The following is an 18,087-nucleotide window of genomic DNA, read 5'->3' as shown; positions in this document are numbered from 1 at the left end:
GTCACCCCTCCTGGCCGGTCGTGCCGAGGGCCACGATGCGCTTCGCCTCCTCTATCGCGAACTCGAATCCGGCATCCGGGTTGCGCGACAGCCGTTCGGTGGCGACCGCGTGCTGACGTACGCGCGGGTCGGGATCCGTCATCGCGGCACGCAGAGCCGGCGTGATCACTTCGCCCAGCGCGATCAGCGCCCGGCTGAGGCTCAACTGCGTCTCACGCTCGCCGCGTCCGAGCTGCGTCGCCAGCACTCCGGCCAACCCGGGTTCTTCACCTTCGGGCACAAGGACGACCGCTGCCCGCCAGGCGGTCCGCGCCACCTCGTCGTCCGCGTCGGTCAGCAGCGCCCGCGTGATCGCCGGCCACGCCTGCCGATCCCCGATTTTGGACAGCGTGTGCAACGCCTGGCTCCGTGCCTGCGCACGCTCCGAACGGAGTTCGCCGATGAGCTTGGGGACCGTCACCGATGACGCGTGGCGGGTGAGCGCCCAGGTGAGCATGTCCCGCACGTAGAAGTCGGGCTCGACCGCGCATCGTTCGACGAGCTTGTCGACGAACCGCGGGTCTGGGGCCGTCCCGACCGCCAGCACCGCCTGCAGCCGCACCGAGGCGCTGCTGTTCTCCAGCCCCCGGAGCGCTCGCGTCGTGTTCGTGTCCTCTTTCGGCATGGCCATCGGGACCACCTCCTTGGCCCCAGTGAAGACCTTGTCACAGTGTCAAGGTCAAGCGGAGCCACACCGCGAGGCGGCTCCGGCTGAGATCAGAGCGTGCTGCCGTGACACCTGTTTCAATGCGCAGATGGCCCCAGCTCGACAACGCCGTTCGCTCGCGCCGGCAGGAGCAGGGCGGTGACGACCACGGCCACAGACAGCACCGCGCCGATGACGAAGGCCAGCCGCATGCCGTCGAGGTTGGCCAGGACCTCTGAGGCTCCCGCGGCTTTCAGAGCATCGGCTCGCGCGCTCATCACGGTGATCACGAGCGCGGTGCCGAAGGCCGCGGCGACCTGCTGCAGGGTGCTCAGGATCGAGCTGCCGTGGGAGTAGAGCTTCGGGGGAACCGCGCCGAGCCCGAGGGTGAACACCGGGGTGAAGGTCGCGGCCAGACTCACCATCAACAGCGCGTGCAGCCCCAGGAGCTGCCAGTACGGCATGGTCATGGTGACCTGGGTGAGGCCGGCGAGCGCGAGCGCGATGCCGATCGCGCCGGGAACAACCAGAACCCGGCCACCGAACCGGTCGAACAGGCGGCCGACGGTCGGCCCGAGCAGTCCCATCGCGAGGCCGCCCGGCATCACGAGGAGGCCGGTCTCCAGAGGGCTGAGCTCGCGGACGTTCTGCAGGTACAGCGGCAGCAGGATCATCGAACCGAGCATCGCCATGAAGGCCACCGACATGAGAACCAGCGCGATCGTGTAGGTGCGGTGGCGCAGGGTACGCAGGTCCATCAGCGGCGCGCCGCGCTTCTGCAACGAAAGCTGGCGGACGACGAAGACGGCGATGGCGACCAGGCCCACTCCCACGATCGCGACGGCCACGCGGACGTTACCGCCCTCGAACCGGCTGAGCCCGTAGACCAGGCCGCCGAAGCCGGCCGCGGCGGTCACCACGCTCAGCCAGTCGATCGCACTGGCCTGGGTCTCTCCGACGTTCTGGAGCTGCTTCAGGCCGCGCCAAGTGATCAACGCGGCGATGGGAAGCACCACGGCGAACAGCAGCCGCCAGGACCCGAACTGGAGGATCACGCCTGAGACCGTCGGGCCCATCGCGGGCGCGACCGAGATGGCCAGGGAGACATTGCCCATCACACGGCCGCGCTCTGTCTCCGGCACCACCTGCATCAAGGTCGTCATCAGCAGCGGCATCATCACGGCCGTCCCGGACGCCTGAATGACGCGTGCGCCCAGCAGCACCTCGAACGACGGCGCGACGGCGGCCAAGGCGGTGCCGAACAGGAACAACCCCATCGCGGTGGCGTACGCGCTGCGGGTGGACACCCGCTGCAGGAACCATCCGGTGATCGGGATGACAGCGGCCATGGTCAGCATGAAGGCGGTCGAGAGCCACTGCGCGGTCTGCTCGGTGATGTGCAGCGCGTCCATCAGCCGTGGGATCGCATTGATCATGATCGTCTCGTTGAGGATGACCACGAACGTGGCGAGCACCAGCAATCGGATCACGGGCGGGGTGCGGCCCGAGACGGGGGCCGCGGAATCGGCAGGCGAATCAAGCTGTGCGATGGACACGGCACCTCGATCAGGGTTGTCAGGGGGAATTACCTGGTCATGGCTGGCATCCCAGCCCGGGCCCCACAGGAGTTCGTGGTCATGGCAAGCCTGACAGCCGCCACCGACAAAACTCATCGCCCGCACCCCAGGATTCCGGCGAGTGACGCGAGATGTCACCCGGTTTTCACCGGCGGACGCCGAACCCCGGCTGCGCCCATGGATGTCCCGGACCCCCCATCTCCCGGGTATCCGTGCCTTCTCCACAGGCTGTAGCGCGCTCTTGCGCCGCTCCCATCGCACACGCACTACCTGCGGCAATGCGGCCACGACCTTCTCACGCACCGTGCGGGCAGCGGCGGGCATCTCACGGACTCCTTCCGAGACGATCATCGCTTCGACCCAGGTGTCCGAAAGCGGTCAGGCTCATGGCGGCGCGCCGCCGAGTGGCGTCGGCGAGGTTGGGTGCGATCCGTGAAGCGCGAAGAAGGAGCCGACGCGATGACGAAGTACCTGATCTCGTTCCCGAGTCGCGCCATGGTCATCCCCGACGAGGATCTGCAGACGGTTTCGGATGCGTCGCACGCCGTGGTGCAGGAGGCGAAGGACGCCGGCGTCTGGGTGTTCGGCGGCGGCATCGACGAAAGCGTTCCGCCTGTCATGGTGGATGGGCATGGGACCGTGACCGAAGGCACATACCCGCAGACGCAGCAACTTGAAGGCGGCTACATGGTTCTGGAGCTGCCGTCCCGCGAGGCGGCACTGGAGTGGGCCGCGAAGATCGCGGCCTGACCCGCCGCGGCCCACAGCAACCGGCCCAAGGCACAGCCGACCGGCAACCGCGACACCCACACCCGCGTCCGGCACGACCGCGTCGACCACACCGGCGTCGTCACCCTGCGGATCGGCGGCCGGCTCCACCACATCGGCATCGGACGAACCCACGCCCGAACCCACGTCATCCTGCTCGTCGACGATCTCCACGTCCGCGTGGTCAACGCCACCACCGGAGAGCTGCTCCGCGAGCTGATCATCGACCCCACCCGCGACTACCAACCCCAGTACACAAAGAAACCCCCGAACCCGTAGGTTCGAGGGTTTCCGATGTCTTGCGACATCACAGAGCGGAGAGCGTGGGATTCGAACCCACGAGACCGGTCACCCGGCCTAGCGGTTTTCAAGACCGCCGCCATCGTCCACTAGGCGAGCTCTCCCCGGCACCTCACCGGCTGGAGGCGCCACGCAGCAGCCTAGCCTCTCACTCGCGGGCACGTGACCGCGACCGCGAAAGAGATCATCTCGCCCTTCCCAGCCGCCTACAGGTGATCCGGAATCTCGGAGAACCTGCGCTCGGACAGCGCCTGCGGGCCGGCGAAGCCGTCGCCCACGGAGGCGGCCAGGCGGAGGTAGGCGTCCCGGGTCGTCTGCTGGAGACGGTCCAGGTCGATCTCCGCCCCCTCCTCCAGGTGGGGGTCGTACGGCACGCGGACCACGGTGCGGCAGCGGGCGGCGAAGTGAGCCTCCAGCTTGTCGAGGTCCACTGTGGACTTCGACCGGGGCCGTACGCTGCACAGCACCACGGTGGCGGCCCGGACGAGGTCGCCGTAGTGGTGCGCCTCCAGCCAGTCAAGCGTGGCCGAGGCCGCGCGGGCGCCGTCCACGGACGGCGAACTGACCAGCACGATCTGGTCGGCCATGCCGAGCACGCCCGACATGGCGGAGTGCAGGAGACCGGTGCCGCAGTCGGTGATGCAGATGGAGTAGAAGTTCTCCAGCACCTGCGCCACCGCGTGGTAATCCTTGGCGCTGAACGCCTCCGACACCGACGGGTCGCGGTCCGACGCCAGGATCTCCAGCCGCGAGGGCGTCTGCGACGTGAAAGCCCGGATGTCGACGTACCGCTTGATCTGCGCGCGCTCGTTCAGCAGGTCGCGTACGGTGGCCGCCGTCTCCAGCTCGACCTTGTCGGAGAGCGTTCCACGGTCGGGGTTGGCGTCGACGGCGATGACGCGGTCGCCGCGCACCTGCGCGAGCGTGGCGCCGAGGCCGACTGTCGTCGTGGTCTTGCCCACGCCGCCCTTGAGGCTGAGCACGGCGACCCGGTGGTGGCCGGTGGCGACGGGCGTGCGGGCGCGCTGCACGAGTTCACGGCGTCGCCGCACCTCCGGGGCCTCGCCCGGCTTGATCAGTCCGGCCGACGCCTTGTAGACCAGCCGCCGCCAGCCCGTCGCGGGAGTGTTCCTCCGCCCCCTCAGCAGGGTGACCGGGTCGAGGCTGTCGGCGGTCGGCTTGGACCCTGCCGCCTTCGACCCTGTCGTACGCGCCGGCGAGCTGAAGGCGGAGGCGGGAGGAGCCGGGCGGCGCGCGGTCTGGTACGCCTCCCGCTCCGCCACCGCGTCCCGTTCCACCGCGTCCCGTTCCATCAAGGGCGCCTGCTCGGGTGCGGGGCTCGGCGCCGGCGCACGCTCAGGTGCACGCTCGGGCGCGGGCGTAGGAGCGGGTGGCGGCGCGGGCGTAGGCGCGGGCGCCGCGACAGGACCAGGCTCGTACGGCTTCCGCTCCTCGGCGGCCAGGTCCTCCCGCAGCGAGCCGGTGAAACGGCCGTCCGTGAAGTCAGGCGCGGTCTCGGCCCGCGCAGGGCCGAAGGGCCGCGCGGGAGGCTCCTCCGGCTCGGCGGCGCGTTCCTGCTGTGCGGGCGGCACGGGTACGGCCGGCTCCAGCCAACCCCGCAGAGGCTCCTGCGACGAGGACGGCTCGCCGGAGGCCGGTAGGGCGTAGGGCGTGACGGACTCGCTGCCGGAGAAGGCCCTGACGTTGTAGGAGTCGGTGTCCGCGGGGGAACCGGGGATGACGCCGCCGCCGAAGCCCTGTTCGCCGAACAGGGGGGTGGTGAAGGACGAGGAACCGCCCGGCGGCGGAGTGGGGTGGCCGTCGTCGTCCGACTCCTGGTCGCCGCTCGGCGACTCCGCCGTCGCCTCCGAGGGCTCCGGTTTCGCGTCGAAAGACGGACCGAATGACGTCGCGAAGGACGACCCGGCCGATCGATCCGGCGCCTGTCCGTAGGACGACTCGGACCCCGGCTCGTAGGACGACTCGGACGCCGAGCCGTAGGAGGTTTCGAACGACGGAGCGCTGACGGGCCCGGTGGACGTGGCGGACGCCTCCTGTGGCTCACCCAGGGCGGTGCCCTGCCTGGACGCCTCCGAGCCGAATGCGGAGCCCTCCCCGGACTCGTCCGAAGCGGCCGGCGCGTCCTCGCTCTCCTCCGAGGACGGGAGCTCGGGCCTGGTCACGAAGGCCGTGTCGCCGAAGCCCGAATCACTTAGGCCGGTGTCACGGAAACCGCTGTCACCGAAGGCCGTCTCGCCGTAGCCCGATTCGGAGCCGTACACAGCCCCAAATCCGGACTTTTCGCCACTTTCGTACCCAAAACTGCCCGAATAGCCGCCGAAGGTGGACTCCCGGATAGGACTGGTGGCGGACGCCTCGGCGGCCTCCGAGGTCTCGAAGGTCTCCGCGTCCTCCCGCGACAGGGCGCCGTACGCGGAGCCGGTCGCGCTGTCGGCGGCGCCGCGGAGCAGCCCTCCGGAGGCGGGCTCGGCCGGGACGAGGCTCCAGGGGTCGGCGGGGTACGGGGACGCGGGCTCGGGGTCGGCGGGCGGCGGCGGTGGAGCGGCGAGGGTGGCGGAGGTGACCGCGCTGACCGCTATCTCCACCTCGTCGGGCATCTCCTTGATCGCGTCGAGCCACGCGAGCTGGTCCTCGAGAGAATGGGGATCCTCACGATCATGTCTCGCCACCGTGTACCCCCTCGGGCTGGGCTAATGGGGTAGCAAACACATTGCAGATTAGCGCCACGTAACCCGGTGAATACGGGCAACTGCCGAGTTCTCCGCCACGCTACTTTAGGTCACATGCGTGCGATAGTGATTTCCGAACCCGGTGGACCTGAGGTTTTGGCCTGGCAGGAAGTGCCCGACCCGCGTCCCGCCGCAGGTGAGGTGGTCATCGACGTCGCCGCGTCGGCCGTCAATCGGGCGGACCTGCTCCAGCGCCGCGGCTTCTACCCGCCGCCGCCCGGCGCCTCCGAGATTCCCGGGCTGGAGTGCTCCGGAGTGATCATAGAGGTCGGTGAGAGCGTCCCGCACCTCGCGCCGGGCGACCGGGTCTGCGCCCTGCTCGCGGGCGGCGGGTACGCCGAGCGGGTGGCGGTCCCCTGGCAGCAGGTGATGCCGGTGCCGGAGGGGATCGCGCTGGACGAGGCCGCCGGTCTCCCCGAGGTCGCCTGCACGGTGTGGTCGAACGTGTTCATGACCGCCCGCCTGAGGAAGGGCGAGACCCTGCTCGTCCACGGCGGCGCGAGCGGCATCGGCACCATGGCCATCCAGCTCGCCAAGGCGTACGGCTCCCGCGTGCTCGTGACGGCGGGCTCGCCGGAGAAGATCGAGCGGTGCCGCGAGCTGGGCGCGGACGAAGCCGTGAACTACCGCGAGGAGGACTTCGCCGAGCGGTTCGAGGGCCGGGCCGACGTCATCCTCGACATCATCGGCGCGAAGTATCTGCCGGGGAACCTCCGCGCCCTCGCCACCGGCGGACGGCTGGTCGTCATCGGCATGCAGGGCGGCACGAAGGGCGAGCTCGACCTCGGCATGCTGCTCGCCAAGCGGGCGGCGGTCCACGCGACCGCCCTGCGCAGCCGGTCGGCCGACGACAAGGGCGTGATCTGCCGCGGCGTCGTCGACAACGTCTGGCCGCTGGTCGCGGCCGGGTCCGTACGGCCCGTGGTGCACGAGCGGATCCCCCTCGACCAGGCCGCCCGCGCCCACCAGGCGCTCGAAGAAGGGGAACACGTCGGCAAACTCCTGCTGGTCAGGTGAGTTAGGTTGGATCGGGTCGGGAGTGCCTGACGACGCCGCCCCGTCGCACGGCAGGGCCATGGTCCGGCAGGCACGACCTGGCACGGTGTGCCCCAGCGGAGCGAATCAGGAGTTGTAAGCGATCGATGAACGCAGACGAGAGCACGCCGCAGATCGTGGTCGTGGGGCCGCAGGGCCTTTCGGTCTCCGGCGGCAACGGTAAGGACGAGCACGAGGAGCGGTCCGTCGCCGACCTGGTGGAGCAGCCCGCCAAGGTGATGCGGATCGGCAGCATGATCCGCCAGCTGTTGGAGGAGGTGCGGGCGGCTCCTCTCGACGAGGCCAGCCGCAAGCGGCTCAAGGACATCCACCAGAGCTCCATAAAGGAGCTCGAGGAGGGCCTGGCGCCCGAACTGGTGGAGGAGCTGGAACGGTTGTCCCTGCCGTTCGCCGACGACAGCGACACCGCGCCCAGCGACGCGGAGCTGAGGGTCGCGCACGCCCAGCTCGTCGGCTGGCTGGAGGGCCTGTTCCACGGCATCCAGACCACGCTGTTCGCCCAGCAGATGGCCGCCCGGGCGCAACTGGAGCAGATGCGCCGCGCACTCCCCGGCGGCATGGGCCAGGCCGTTCAGGACGACCAGGGCCACCGCGCGGGCGGCCCCTACCTCTAGCCCCCCGGCACCCCTGACTCAGAACAGGGTCTCGAGCACGACCGCCACACCGTCGTCGTTGTTGGCCGCCGTCACGTGATCGACGGCGGCCAGCACGTCGGGGTGGGCGTTCGCCACCGCGTACGAGATGCCGGCCCAGGTCAGCATCGGCAGGTCGTTCGGCATGTCGCCGAACGCGACCACTTCCGCGGGCTTGATCCCCCGCTCCTCGGCCAGCGTGGCCAGCGCCGTGGCCTTCGTCACACCGTGCGCGCTCATCTCGATCAGCGCCCGCCCGCTGGAGTGGGTCGGGGTCACGATGTCACCGACGATCTCCACCACCCCGCGGTGCAACTCGTCGGGGTCCATCGAGGGATGCTGCGCGAGCAGCTTGGCGCACGGCCGGGCCGTCAGCGCCGAGATCGCCAGCTCCCGGCCGAAGGACAGCTCCCGGGCGTCCCACCCGCCCAGCGGGTAGTCGGCCTCGTGCGCGAAGCCCCCCTCGTACTCGACGGAGAACGTGAGATCCGGCACATGCCGGCGCAGGCGGGCGACGCACTCCTCGAGGATGTCGGCCGCGATCAGGTGCGACTCGACGATCTCCTCGGTGTGGAGGTCGTACACGAGCGCGCCGTTCGCGCAGATCGCGAGCCCGCGGTGCCGTACGGCTCCCGCGACGGTGTGCATCCACCGGGGCGGCCGCCCGGTGACGAAGACGAGGGTGCCGCCCGCCTCCTCCACCTGGGCGAAGGCGGCGGCCGTACGAGGAGAGATCGTGCCGTCGGTGCGCAGAGCTGTGCCGTCGAGGTCTGTGGCGACGAGGCGGGGGCAGGTCATGACAGGTTCCAGTGTGCACCGAGATACGCCATGGCATGTCCTCGGCCACCCCCCCGGGCGAGAAATCTCCCCCAGACGTGGAACACCAACGGGCTACATAGTGTTAGATGTGAAGGCGTTGTATTAGCTGTTCCCGTAGCGAAAACCAGTTTGACTGTATGAGCCACCCGGGGAGCTGTGCGACACACCCGGGGTCCACGAGGTGTGGTCCCCAAGATTCACTTCCTTAGGGAGAGCAGTAATGGCTCAGGGAACCGTCAAGTGGTTCAACGCTGAGAAGGGCTTCGGCTTCATCGCACCGGACGGCGGCGAGCCCGACGTGTTCGTGCACTTCTCCGCGATCACGGGCAGCGGCTACCGCAACCTGGAGGACGGCCAGCGGGTCGAGTTCGAGGTCATCGCCGGTCCGAAGGGTCCGCAGGCTTCGAACGTCCGCGGCCTCTGACCTGACGTGACGAAGGCGGGGCTCGCCTGGCGAGCCCCGCCTTTCGCATGCCCGGGGGCGCCCATGCCGGGCGGAGCGGGACCGCCGGGCCCCGGAGCCTGACGCGAGGTCGCACCGGAGGAGAGCCGGGGCCGGCCGGCCGCGAGCGGAGGGGCCGATGCCGGCCGGACAACCGAAAGCCTTCGCGCGTGAAAGTTTCACTCGCGCGGCCTTCTCCGCGCGCAAATCGCGTCCGAACTGAGAGATTTACATCACACCTGACGCCCCTACCGCCAAGGGCGGCTTTCGCACTCTCTGGGGCCTTCGGCCGTACTTTCCGTCACCAGGGCTGGTCGGCGCCCCGCGTGAATCCCAGCAGCCGGGACTTTCTCACGATGAGACACGAAGACCTCCGGACCTGGCGGTCGCCCGCCACGCCGGAGGTCCCTCGTGGGCGGTCCGCTAACGAGACAGCGGCTCCAGGACGTCGAGCCCCACGTACGGCCGCAGCGCCTTGGGCACGACCACCGAGCCGTCGGCCTGCTGGTGGTTCTCCAGGATCGCCACGATCCAGCGGGTGGTCGCGAGCGTGCCGTTGAGGGTGGCCACGTGCTGCGGCCTGCCGTCCTCGTCCCGGAAGCGCACCTTCAGGCGACGGGCCTGGAAGTCGGTGCAGTTGGAGGTGGAGGTGAGCTCACGGTAGCGGCCCTGCGTGGGCACCCAGGCCTCGCAGTCGTACTTGCGCGCCGCCGACGAGCCGAGGTCGCCGCCCGCCACGTCGATCACGCGGTAGGGGACCTCGACCTTCTCGAGCATCTCCTTCTCCCAGGCCAGGAGCCGCAGGTGCTCCTCGTGGGCGTCCTCGGGACGGCAGTAGGAGAACATCTCCACCTTGTCGAACTGGTGCACCCGGATGATCCCCCGGGTGTCCTTGCCGTACGACCCCGCCTCGCGGCGGAAGCAGGACGACCATCCGGCGTAGCGCAGCGGCAGCGACGCCCGGTCGAGGATCTCGTCGGAGTGGTAGGCCGCGAGCGGCACCTCGCTGGTGCCGACCAGGTAGAGGTCGTCGGCCTCCAGCCGGTAGACCTCGCTCGCGTGGGCGCCGAGGAAGCCGGTGCCGGCCATCGCCTCGGGCTTGACCAGCACGGGCGTGATCATCGGCGTGAAGCCGGCCTCGACGGCCTGCTGGATCGCCATGTTCAGCAGCCCGAGCTGGAGCCGCGCGCCGACGCCCTTGAGGAAGAAGAACCGGGCGCCGGAGACCTTGGCCCCGCGCTCGGTGTCGATCGCGCCGAGCAGCTCGCCCAGCTCGACGTGGTCGCGGGGCTCGAAGTCGAAGACCGGCTTCTCGCCGACCTCCTCCAGCACCACGTAGTCGTCCTCGCCGCCGGCGGGCGCGCCCTCCTCGACGATGTTCGGCACGGTGATGAGCAGCTGGTCGAGCTCACTCGCCAGCGCCTCGGCCTTGGCCTCGGCCGCCTTCACCTGCGCGGCCAGTTCCTTCGCACGGTCGAGCAGCGCCTGGCGCTCGTCCCCGGACGCGCGGGACACCGACTTGCCGATGCTCTTCTGCTCGGCGCGCAGCGACTCGAAGTTGTTGAGCGCGGCACGGCGGCGCTCGTCGAGCGACAGCAGGGTCTCCACGACCGAATCGTCCTCGCCGCGGACGCGCTGCGACGCCCGGAGCCGGTCAGGGTCCTCACGAAGGGTTCGCAGGTCAATCACGGCTCAAAGGCTACCGGAGCCGGTGTGGCTTCCGCCCGTCAAGCGCGACCGGCGCGGATCTTCGCGAGCCAGTCGGCGGCCTCGGCGAAGGCCGCGTCCGCCGTACCCTCCTTGATCTGCGTGAGAACCCGGTCGGCGCGCGGATAGCTGCCGAGGAAGCGCACCTCGTCGCAGAGCCGGTGCAGGCCGGCGACGGCCTCCCCGACGCGGGCGTCGGCGATGTGGCCCTCGAGATCGAAGTGGAAGAAGTAGCGGCCGATGCCGTCCCCGGTGGGACGCGACTCGATGCGGGTCAGGTTGACCCCGCGGACCGCGAACTCGCTCAGCATCTCCAGCAGCGCGCCCGGGTGGTCGTCGCGGAGGAAGGCCACGAGCGAGGTGCGGTCGGCTCCGGTGGGCTCGGACAGCCGCCCCGGACGGTTCACCTTGATGAACCGGGTGACGGTGTCGGAGCGGTCGCCGATGTTCGAGGCGATCGCGTCCAGCGCGTAGTACTCCCCGGCGATGGCCGGGCTGATCGCCGCGTCGTACGGAGACTCGGGAGAGGCGACCTCCTGGGCGGCGGCGGCCGTCGACGACGCCGCGATCACCACGGCGCCGGGCAGCTCACGCTCGATGTACCCACGGCACTGCGTGTGGGCCGCCGGGTGGGTGATGACCCGCTTGATCTGCCCCAGCTCGGTGCCGGGCCGCACCAGCAGGGAGAACTCGACCGGAAGCAGCCACTCGCCGGTGATGTGGAGCGGCCTGCCCCCGGCCAGCTCGTCGAGGGTCTGGGTGATCGCCCCCTCCACCGAGTTCTCCAGCGGGACGACCGCGCCGTCCGCCTCACCGTCGCGGGCGGCGTCGAGCGCGGCTCCGACGTTGGCGCAGGGCAGGCGCTCGGCGTCCGGCTCCAGGAGTCGCAGGGCCGCCTCACAGAAGGTGCCCTGAGGCCCCAGGTACGCGAGCTTCGACATGTCCTCAAGGGTATCCGCAGGTTCGTGTGGCCAGCATGCGGAAACGCCCCCTGTGGAAAACCGTACGATTCCGCTTGCCCTGTGGACGGCCCGCGTCGGCGCTGGTCAGCGGGGACACGCTGCGTCAGCGGGAGACCCGGTGCCTCAGCGGGAGACACGGTGCTTCAGCGGAGGAGGCGATGCGTCAGCGGAGGAGGCGGTGCGTCAGCGGGGGACACGGCGCGTCAGCGGGGGACACGGTGCGGCTCGGCCTCGGGCCCGATGCCGAGTCTGGCGGCCCACACGGCGTGCTCCTCCTCCGGCGACAGCGGCTGCACTCCCTTCCCTCCGCGTACGGCACGGGCGTACGTGCGGGTCTCGGTGCGTCCGTTGATCGACGACAGCACGATCCCGTCGCCGAAGCCGTTGATGAGCGCGACCGAGAACGACAGCCGGCCGGTCATCTCGTCGAGCGCGTCGTACCGGTACAACGCGACGTCGCGGATCGCCCTGCTGTCCACCTGCCCCTCGACGGCGGCCCGCCTGGCGAGGACGTCCAGGCACTCCCGCACACTGCGGCGGGCGGCGCGCAGCGCGATCAGGCCGACGGCCACGCCGGTCGCACCCGCCAGGACACCGGCCATCTCCACAACGGTAACCAGCACGGCACCGAGCGTAATGAGTCGGTCAAGTCGCCGCAGCGGGAACGGCGACAGCGGCCCGCCGTCGCGGCAACCAGGAGCCGAGGAGCCAGACCAGGCCGATCGCGCCGAGCCCGAACGCGTTCTGCACGATCTTCCCCGCGACCGGGCTGAGCACGGGGATCTCCAGCGCCTTGAGCGCCACTCCCCACCACGGGATGGGCAGCACGTAGTACAGCCACACGCCCGCCGCGACCAGCAGCCGGACCGGATCGCGCCCCGACCCCGCGAGGGCCGCGAGCACGACCACGACCCAGGCGATGTGGTGGATCCAGGCCACCGGCGACAGCAGCACCGCCATCAGCCCGATGAGCGCCACCGCGGTCGTCATGTCGCCGTCCAGGTGTGCCCGGCGGGCGCGGCGGAAGCCGTACCAGCCGATCGCGGCGACGGCGGCGAGCCAGACGACCGAGGTCAGCCGGTCAGGCAGGTAGAGCCTGAGCAACATGCCGCGCAGCGACTGGTTGGTGGTGGCGGCGTTGGCGCCCAGCCGCTCGGAGTCGAGCAGCGCCCCGAACCAGAAGTCCCGGGCGTCGTCGAAGATCACCAGGAACGGCAGCAGCGTGAGCAGGGCCGCCGTGAACACCGCCATGAGGAAGGCCCTGCGCTCTGCAGTGCCGCCCTCCCGGGGCGGGAACGCGGTGATCGCGAGGTAGACGAGGAACACGCCGGGGGTGAGCTTCACGGCGGTCGCGAGGCCGATCAGCATCCCCCGTGGCCACCACGGCCTGCGCGCCACGCAGTCGAGCAGGCACAACGCCAGGAGGAACAGATCCACCTGGCCGAACCTGAACTGGTCCCTGATCGGCATGAGATACGTGCACGCGGCGCACAGCACGGCGAACAGCAGCGGCGCGGCCAGGGCACCGCGGACGCCGTCCAGGAAGGCCCGGAAGGCGTGCCGGACGGTCACGGCGAGGACGGCGACGATGGCGGCCGTCCACACCCACTGCGCGACCGGCCACGACATCAGGGCGAGCGGCACCGCCAGCATGGCGGCCACCGGCGGGTAGGTGAACGGCAGCAACTGGGGAGCCGGCGTGATCACGTCGTAGACGGGCAGGCCCCGCAGCAGCGCCCAGCCGCCCGTACGGTAGACGTCCAGGTCCACCAGACGCTGGTCCTCCGGATTGGTCAGCCAGTAGGCGATGAGCGGCGCGGCCGCGGCGGCCACCGCCACGAGGGCGAGCGCCCACGCCCAGGCGGGCCGGCGGGCCCTGGCGATCCGGCCAGTCGTCATGATTAGGCAGGTTACCGTGGAGAACCGCGGCCGCACCGTCGTCGATCATGAGGAGCGCGGAACAGTGCCACCTGGTTCAGCACCGCCTCCGGCCGGCCCGGCGAACCGGCCCGCCCGGCGTGGTGCGCTTGCGGGGTTCTTCGCGTCGCTGCTGATGCTCCTCGTCGCGGCCCTCGTCCTGCCCGCCGCGCCCGCGTCGGCGTCGGGACGGGCCGCCGCCGTGACGGGCCGGGTCGTGCTGATCGGGGTGCCCGGGCTCCGCTGGGACGACCTCGACCCGCGGCGGACCCCCGCGCTGTGGGATCTGGCCGGCCGCGGCTCCAGCGGGTCGCTGTCCACGAGGGCCGTCCCCCCGGAAGGGCTGCCGGTGACCTGCCCGGCCGCCGGATGGCTCACGGTGTCCGCGGGCCAGCGGGCGGGGGCTCCGGGCCCGGGCTGCGCGCCCCTCCCCGAACCCGTCGGCGCCGTCGGCGGCACGGCGACGATCCCGGACTGGTCCGAACTGGTCGCCGTGCAGCGGGCCGGCCCCTTCAAGGCCCGGCTCGGGCTCCTCGCCGACGCCGTGACCGCCGCCGGAGGACGGATCGCGGCCATCGGCCCGGGGGCGGCCCTGGCCGCCGCCGACTCCTCCGGCAGGGTCGCGACGTACGCCGCGACCCCCGCCGCACTGCCGGACTTCACGCCGTACGCCCTCGTCGTCGCCGAGGCGGCGGGGATCACCGGCGCCGAAACCGACGGGCAGGCGCGCCGGGAGGCCGTGAGCGCGGCCGACCGGACCGTCGCGGAGGTGCTCGCCAAGATGCCCGCCGGCTCGGCCGTGCTCGTGGCGGGGCTGTCCGACTCCCCCGGCCGCGCCGAGGGCTCCACCGCCCACCTGCACGTCGCGATCGCCGCGGGCGGGCCGTACGGGCACGGGTGGCTGACCGCCGCCTCGACCCGGCAGCGGGCACTGGTCACTATCACCGATGTCACGTCGACGGTCACCCACCTGCTCGGCGTCCCCACGCCCGAGGGCGCGGTCGGCAGGCCGTGGTCGGGCGACGGCGCGGCGCCGCCCGTGGCCGAGGCGGCTCGCGAGCTCGCCGACGCCGACCTGGCGAGCCAGATGCTCAGGGAGGTCAGGGAGCCCTTCTTCATCACGCTGGTCGCCGCGCAGCTGCTCTTCTACGCCCTGGCCGCGGTCGTGGTCAGGCGTCACCGGCGGATGCTCACCACCACGCGGGTGGTGGCGACGGTCAGCGGCGCCCTCCCGGTGTCGATCTTCCTGGCGCAGCTCGTGCCGTGGTGGGCCTTCGCGCACCCGATGCCCGCCCTGCTCGGCACGATCCTGGCCTTCGCCGCCCTGGTGGCGGGGCTCGCGTACGCCGGGCCGTGGCGCCGCCACGTGCTGGGCCCGCCGGCCGTGGTCGCCGGGGTCAGCTCGCTCGCGCTCCTCGCCGACGTGGTGACGGGCTCGCGGCTGCAGGTGAACGCGGTGGCCGGGTACGAGCCCGTGACCGGCGGCCGGTTCTACGGCTTCGGCAACATGGCCTTCGCCGTCTACTCGACGGGCACGATCCTGCTCCTGGCGGCCGTCGCCCACGCGCTGCGCGGTCGGCCGAGGCTCGCCGTGGCCGTCTGCACGGCGTACGGCCTGCTCGCGATCGCGGGGGACGGCTGGCCGACGTGGGGCGCGGACTTCGGCGGGGTGCCGTCGTTCGTCCTGGGCGTGGCGGTGTGCGTGCTGATGGCCGCGGGCGGGCGGGTGTCGGTCCTCCGGCTCGGGCTGATCGCCGTGGCGGGGGTCGTGCTCATCGCGGTGATCGCGGTGCTCGACTGGCTGCGGCCCGCCGACCGGCGTACCCACCTGGGGGCCTTCGTCCAGCAACTCGTCTCCGGCGAGGGTGGTTCGGTCGTCGGGCGCAAGCTCGGGGCGATGCTCCACACGCTGGGCAACCTGCCGCTGACGCTGCTGTCGCTGGTCGCGCTCGCGTTCCTGTTCCTCGTGCTGGCCCGGCCGTCGCGGTGGGGCGCCGCCGCGCTCAGCCTGGCGTACGAACGGGTCCCGGAGTTGCGGGCCGGGCTGATCGGCGCGCTGACCGCGGCGTTCGCCGGGTTCCTGATCAACGACTCGGGGATCGCGATCCCGGCGATGGCCCTGACGGTCGCGGTGCCGCTGGCGCTCGCGGCGTCCGTACGCGCGCTGCAGACCGCGCCGCCCACCACAGCAGCGCGATCGTCAGCGCCAGCAGAAGCGAAGGCGCCACCCAGGCCCTGACCACGTCGACGAGCCACCCCAGGTCGCGCGGCTGATCCGCCTGGCGCGCGGGCAGGTAGGCCAGCGAGAGCACGGCGAGCCGGGCGACCAGGAACGCCTCCAGGCCCGGCCAGGCGACCAGGGCCAGCAGCGCGAACCCCAGCCCGTCGTACCACGGCAGCGCGTACGGCGTGGCGAACAGCCAGGCCACGGCGACGGCGAGGGCGACCACCGGCCCCTCACGGTCCGCCGCCGGGCGTCCCCGCAGCAGGAGGACGGCGAGCGCGGCCAGCAGGAGCAGCGACCCGGCCTGGATCCACGCCCGGTAGGCCCCGGGGCCGAACAGCACCTGCAGCGTCCTCTGCGCGAGCTTCCACGGCGTGGCGAGCGAGACCGACTTGCTGGCGTTCAGCAGCTGGTCGAGCGCGTGGGGCCCGGCCAGCAGGTACGCCACGAGCACGGTCAGCGTCGCCAGCCCGGCGACCAGGGCGAGCCGCCGCGGGCTCCTGCGCAGCTCCCACGCCGTGCCCAGCGCCACCACGCCCACGGTGGCCTTGACCGCGACGCCCAGGCCGAGCGGCACGCCCCGGCGGGCGGCCAGCCCGGCCACGACGAACGCGATGGCCACGGTGTCGAGGTGCATCCCGGCCACGAGCTCGTAGACGACCAGCGGGTTGGCCGTCCACAGCAGGGCCGCGCGGCGCTGCCGTACGGGATCGCCGGCGGCGGCCCGGTGGAGCAGCAGGCCGGTGGCGACGAACGCGGCGGCGTTGACCAGGGCCATCACGAAGACCGTCAGCCGGACCGACTCGCCTCCCGCGTGGCTCGCCAGCGCCTGCACAGCCGTCGCGACCGGACCGTACACGCTGGGCGTCCTGGTCCACTCCTCCACCCGGCCGACGACGGGATCGGCGGGCAGGTCGGCGGGCACGGTCACGTACGGGTCGTAGCCGAGGGCCGCCATCCGGCCGTACGCCGCGTAGTTGAGGTGGTCGGCCGACCCGGAGGGCGGCAGGAACGCGAGGACCGCGGCGGCGGCGCACCCGGCGACGACCAGCGTGCGCGCCCGCGGCATCCGGCCGGGGTACGCGAGGCCGGCGGCCAGGCCGAGCGTGCCGAGCACGAGCGCCGCGGCGGCCAGGGCGACGACGAGGTGGCCGCCCGGCGCGAGGCCGAGGGAGTAGGGAGGCTGCCACGGCCGCCCGGGGAGTCCGGGCACCATCGCGGACGGCCCGAGGGCGCCGATCGTGATCGTCAGGAGGATCGACAGGCCGCCGGCGGCCGGGGCCAGCCGGGCGGCGGTCCGCGCGCGCCCCCGAGAATCCACCCGAGAATTCCACCACATCGGCCCGCGACGCCGGCGAAGTCACCGGTCCCGGCCTGCCGGGCGCGCGCCGCCGCAGCGGCTCAACGGCCCGGCTCAACGGCGCGGCTCAACGGCCCGGCTCAACGGCGCGGCTCAACGGCCCGAATCAACGGATCAACGGCTCAGCGCACTCATCGGCTCAGCGGCGCGGCGGGCGGAGGGCGGAGCGTGCCTGGCCCACGGCGGGCTCGCGGGCGGCGAGGGCCAGGCCGACGTCGCGCAACTGCCGGGCCCTGTGCAACTGGGAGCGCCAGTCGGTGCCGGTCGCCCGGTGCGACATCTCGACCTCGACCTCGACCACCCGGAAACCCTTCCTCAGCAGGTCGACGGTCAGGCCGGTCTCGACGCCGAAACCGTGCGCGAGCGGCCGGCCCGCCTCGAACGCGGCCCGGGTGAGACACCGCTGCCCGTTGAGCGGCTGGGTGGCCTCCCAGCCGGTGAGCCGCTTGATGCCGTCACGGGCCAGCCGTACGACCATGCCGTGCCCGCCGAGCTTGACCCTGGTCGTGAACGCCGCGACGGTCATGTCGGCCTCGCCGTCACGCACCGGCGTGATCAACGGGAGGGCCGCCGCCGCGGTCTCACCCAGGTCGGCGTCGAGGAACAGCAGGTGCCGGGGATGCTCCTCGTCGAGGAGGCGCACGGCCTCGGCCCCGCTCTCCATCGCCGCGGCCTTGCCCCGGTTGCGGCTGTGCCGTACGACCCGGGCGCCCGCCGCCCTGGCCACCCGGCCGGTCTCGTCGGACGAGCCGTCGTCGACCACGACCACGAGATCCACGCCGGGCAGCTTCAGGGCGGCGGTCACGGTGGCGCCGATCCGGTCGGCCTCGTCCTTCGCCGGGATCACCACCGCGGTGTCCGGCTCGGGCAGTGCCATTTCCCCCATGC

The 18,087-nt window shown here is 71.8% G+C and carries 14 protein-coding genes, 1 tRNA gene and 1 pseudogene; 5 read left to right on the top strand and 11 right to left on the bottom strand.

Annotation, left to right across the window (positions count from 1 at the left end; translation table 11 throughout):
- Window position 1 precedes the first annotated feature (1 nt).
- Window positions 2–670, bottom strand: a complete 669-nt coding sequence (locus tag HHX30_RS22905) for a HEAT repeat domain-containing protein (RefSeq protein WP_169984020.1) — start codon at window positions 668–670, stop codon at window positions 2–4.
- Between the two features lie 113 nt (window positions 671–783).
- The gene (locus HHX30_RS22900) at window positions 784–2,358 is read right to left on the bottom strand and encodes an MDR family MFS transporter (protein ID WP_169984097.1); all 1,575 of its coding nucleotides are present in this window, start codon (window positions 2,356–2,358) and stop codon (window positions 784–786) included.
- Window positions 2,359–2,721: 363 nt separating this feature from the next.
- Here HHX30_RS22900 and HHX30_RS22895 point away from each other — a divergent pair, with 363 nt between their 5' ends.
- Window positions 2,722–3,012, top strand: coding sequence for a YciI family protein (locus HHX30_RS22895; protein WP_169984019.1), 291 nt, complete (start codon window positions 2,722–2,724; stop codon window positions 3,010–3,012).
- 333 nt (window positions 3,013–3,345) lie between these two features.
- On the opposite strand, the gene HHX30_RS22890 is transcribed toward HHX30_RS22895, so the two are convergent.
- A tRNA-Ser gene (locus HHX30_RS22890) sits at window positions 3,346–3,434 on the bottom strand.
- Window positions 3,435–3,536: 102 nt separating this feature from the next.
- The gene (locus HHX30_RS40825; protein WP_311922738.1) at window positions 3,537–6,020 is read right to left on the bottom strand and encodes an AAA family ATPase; all 2,484 of its coding nucleotides are present in this window, start codon (window positions 6,018–6,020) and stop codon (window positions 3,537–3,539) included.
- Window positions 6,021–6,134: 114 nt separating this feature from the next.
- Here HHX30_RS40825 and HHX30_RS22875 point away from each other — a divergent pair, with 114 nt between their 5' ends.
- Complete coding sequence (locus HHX30_RS22875; protein ID WP_169984018.1) at window positions 6,135–7,097, top strand: NAD(P)H-quinone oxidoreductase; 963 nt, start codon at window positions 6,135–6,137, stop codon at window positions 7,095–7,097.
- A gap of 125 nt (window positions 7,098–7,222) precedes the next feature.
- Complete coding sequence (locus HHX30_RS22870) at window positions 7,223–7,750, top strand: bacterial proteasome activator family protein (RefSeq protein ID WP_169984017.1); 528 nt, start codon at window positions 7,223–7,225, stop codon at window positions 7,748–7,750.
- 18 nt (window positions 7,751–7,768) lie between these two features.
- On the opposite strand, the gene HHX30_RS22865 is transcribed toward HHX30_RS22870, so the two are convergent.
- Entirely contained in the window at window positions 7,769–8,566 is a 798-nt protein-coding gene (locus HHX30_RS22865; protein ID WP_169984016.1) for an HAD family hydrolase, read from the bottom strand.
- Between the two features lie 241 nt (window positions 8,567–8,807).
- On the opposite strand from HHX30_RS22865, the gene HHX30_RS22860 reads away from it, so the two are divergent.
- On the top strand, window positions 8,808–9,011 hold the full coding sequence (locus HHX30_RS22860) for a cold-shock protein (protein WP_041952879.1): 204 nt from the start codon (window positions 8,808–8,810) through the stop codon (window positions 9,009–9,011).
- A 441-nt stretch (window positions 9,012–9,452) separates the two neighbouring features.
- Here the strand turns inward: HHX30_RS22860 and serS are convergent, their stop codons facing one another.
- The 4 genes from serS to HHX30_RS22840 all read right to left on the bottom strand — a co-directional run bounded on the left by serS (window position 9,453) and on the right by HHX30_RS22840 (window position 13,597).
- A complete protein-coding gene (gene serS / locus HHX30_RS22855; RefSeq protein ID WP_169984015.1) occupies window positions 9,453–10,718 on the bottom strand; it encodes a serine--tRNA ligase in 1,266 nt (421 codons plus the stop codon).
- A gap of 38 nt (window positions 10,719–10,756) precedes the next feature.
- The gene (gene pheA / locus HHX30_RS22850) at window positions 10,757–11,677 is read right to left on the bottom strand and encodes a prephenate dehydratase (RefSeq protein ID WP_169984014.1); all 921 of its coding nucleotides are present in this window, start codon (window positions 11,675–11,677) and stop codon (window positions 10,757–10,759) included.
- A gap of 224 nt (window positions 11,678–11,901) precedes the next feature.
- Window positions 11,902–12,321, bottom strand: coding sequence for a DUF4446 family protein (locus HHX30_RS22845; protein WP_169984013.1), 420 nt, complete (start codon window positions 12,319–12,321; stop codon window positions 11,902–11,904).
- A 22-nt stretch (window positions 12,322–12,343) separates the two neighbouring features.
- Window positions 12,344–13,597 (bottom strand): glycosyltransferase 87 family protein, encoded by a 1,254-nt coding sequence (locus HHX30_RS22840; protein ID WP_169984012.1) that lies wholly within the window; start codon window positions 13,595–13,597, stop codon window positions 12,344–12,346.
- Between the two features lie 64 nt (window positions 13,598–13,661).
- Here HHX30_RS22840 and HHX30_RS41890 point away from each other — a divergent pair, with 64 nt between their 5' ends.
- Complete coding sequence (locus HHX30_RS41890) at window positions 13,662–15,854, top strand: hypothetical protein (protein ID WP_311922732.1); 2,193 nt, start codon at window positions 13,662–13,664, stop codon at window positions 15,852–15,854.
- Between the two features lie 571 nt (window positions 15,855–16,425).
- Here HHX30_RS41890 and mptB read toward each other — a convergent pair.
- Together mptB and HHX30_RS22830 are read right to left on the bottom strand one after the other, a co-directional pair.
- Window positions 16,426–16,908: pseudogene (gene mptB / locus HHX30_RS41885) on the bottom strand (polyprenol phosphomannose-dependent alpha 1,6 mannosyltransferase MptB); the annotation flags it as partial.
- Window positions 16,909–17,338: 430 nt separating this feature from the next.
- Complete coding sequence (locus HHX30_RS22830; RefSeq protein WP_249350322.1) at window positions 17,339–18,085, bottom strand: glycosyltransferase; 747 nt, start codon at window positions 18,083–18,085, stop codon at window positions 17,339–17,341.
- Window positions 18,086–18,087: the final 2 nt, after the last annotated feature.

The organism is Microbispora sp. H10836 (genome assembly GCF_012999525.1).
Lineage (GTDB): Bacteria > Actinomycetota > Actinomycetes > Streptosporangiales > Streptosporangiaceae > Microbispora.
The sequence above is the reverse complement of the archived record's forward strand: the minus strand, read 5'-3'. Positions and strand labels throughout refer to the sequence as shown.

What these genes read in the sequence shown, in the direction of transcription:
- HHX30_RS22840 (WP_169984012.1), bottom strand. Translation starts at nt 13,597, where the DNA reads ATGACGACTGGCCGGATCGCCAGGGCCCGCCGGCCCGCCTGGGCGTGG.
- HHX30_RS22860 (WP_041952879.1), top strand. Translation starts at nt 8,808, where the DNA reads ATGGCTCAGGGAACCGTCAAGTGGTTCAACGCTGAGAAGGGCTTCGGC.
- HHX30_RS22870 (WP_169984017.1), top strand. Translation starts at nt 7,223, where the DNA reads ATGAACGCAGACGAGAGCACGCCGCAGATCGTGGTCGTGGGGCCGCAG.
- HHX30_RS22905 (WP_169984020.1), bottom strand. Translation starts at nt 670, where the DNA reads ATGGCCATGCCGAAAGAGGACACGAACACGACGCGAGCGCTCCGGGGG.
- pheA (WP_169984014.1), bottom strand. Translation starts at nt 11,677, where the DNA reads ATGTCGAAGCTCGCGTACCTGGGGCCTCAGGGCACCTTCTGTGAGGCG.
- HHX30_RS22875 (WP_169984018.1), top strand. Translation starts at nt 6,135, where the DNA reads ATGCGTGCGATAGTGATTTCCGAACCCGGTGGACCTGAGGTTTTGGCC.
- HHX30_RS22900 (WP_169984097.1), bottom strand. Translation starts at nt 2,358, where the DNA reads ATGAGTTTTGTCGGTGGCGGCTGTCAGGCTTGCCATGACCACGAACTC.
- HHX30_RS22830 (WP_249350322.1), bottom strand. Translation starts at nt 18,085, where the DNA reads ATGGGGGAAATGGCACTGCCCGAGCCGGACACCGCGGTGGTGATCCCG.
- HHX30_RS22895 (WP_169984019.1), top strand. Translation starts at nt 2,722, where the DNA reads ATGACGAAGTACCTGATCTCGTTCCCGAGTCGCGCCATGGTCATCCCC.
- HHX30_RS22865 (WP_169984016.1), bottom strand. Translation starts at nt 8,566, where the DNA reads ATGACCTGCCCCCGCCTCGTCGCCACAGACCTCGACGGCACAGCTCTG.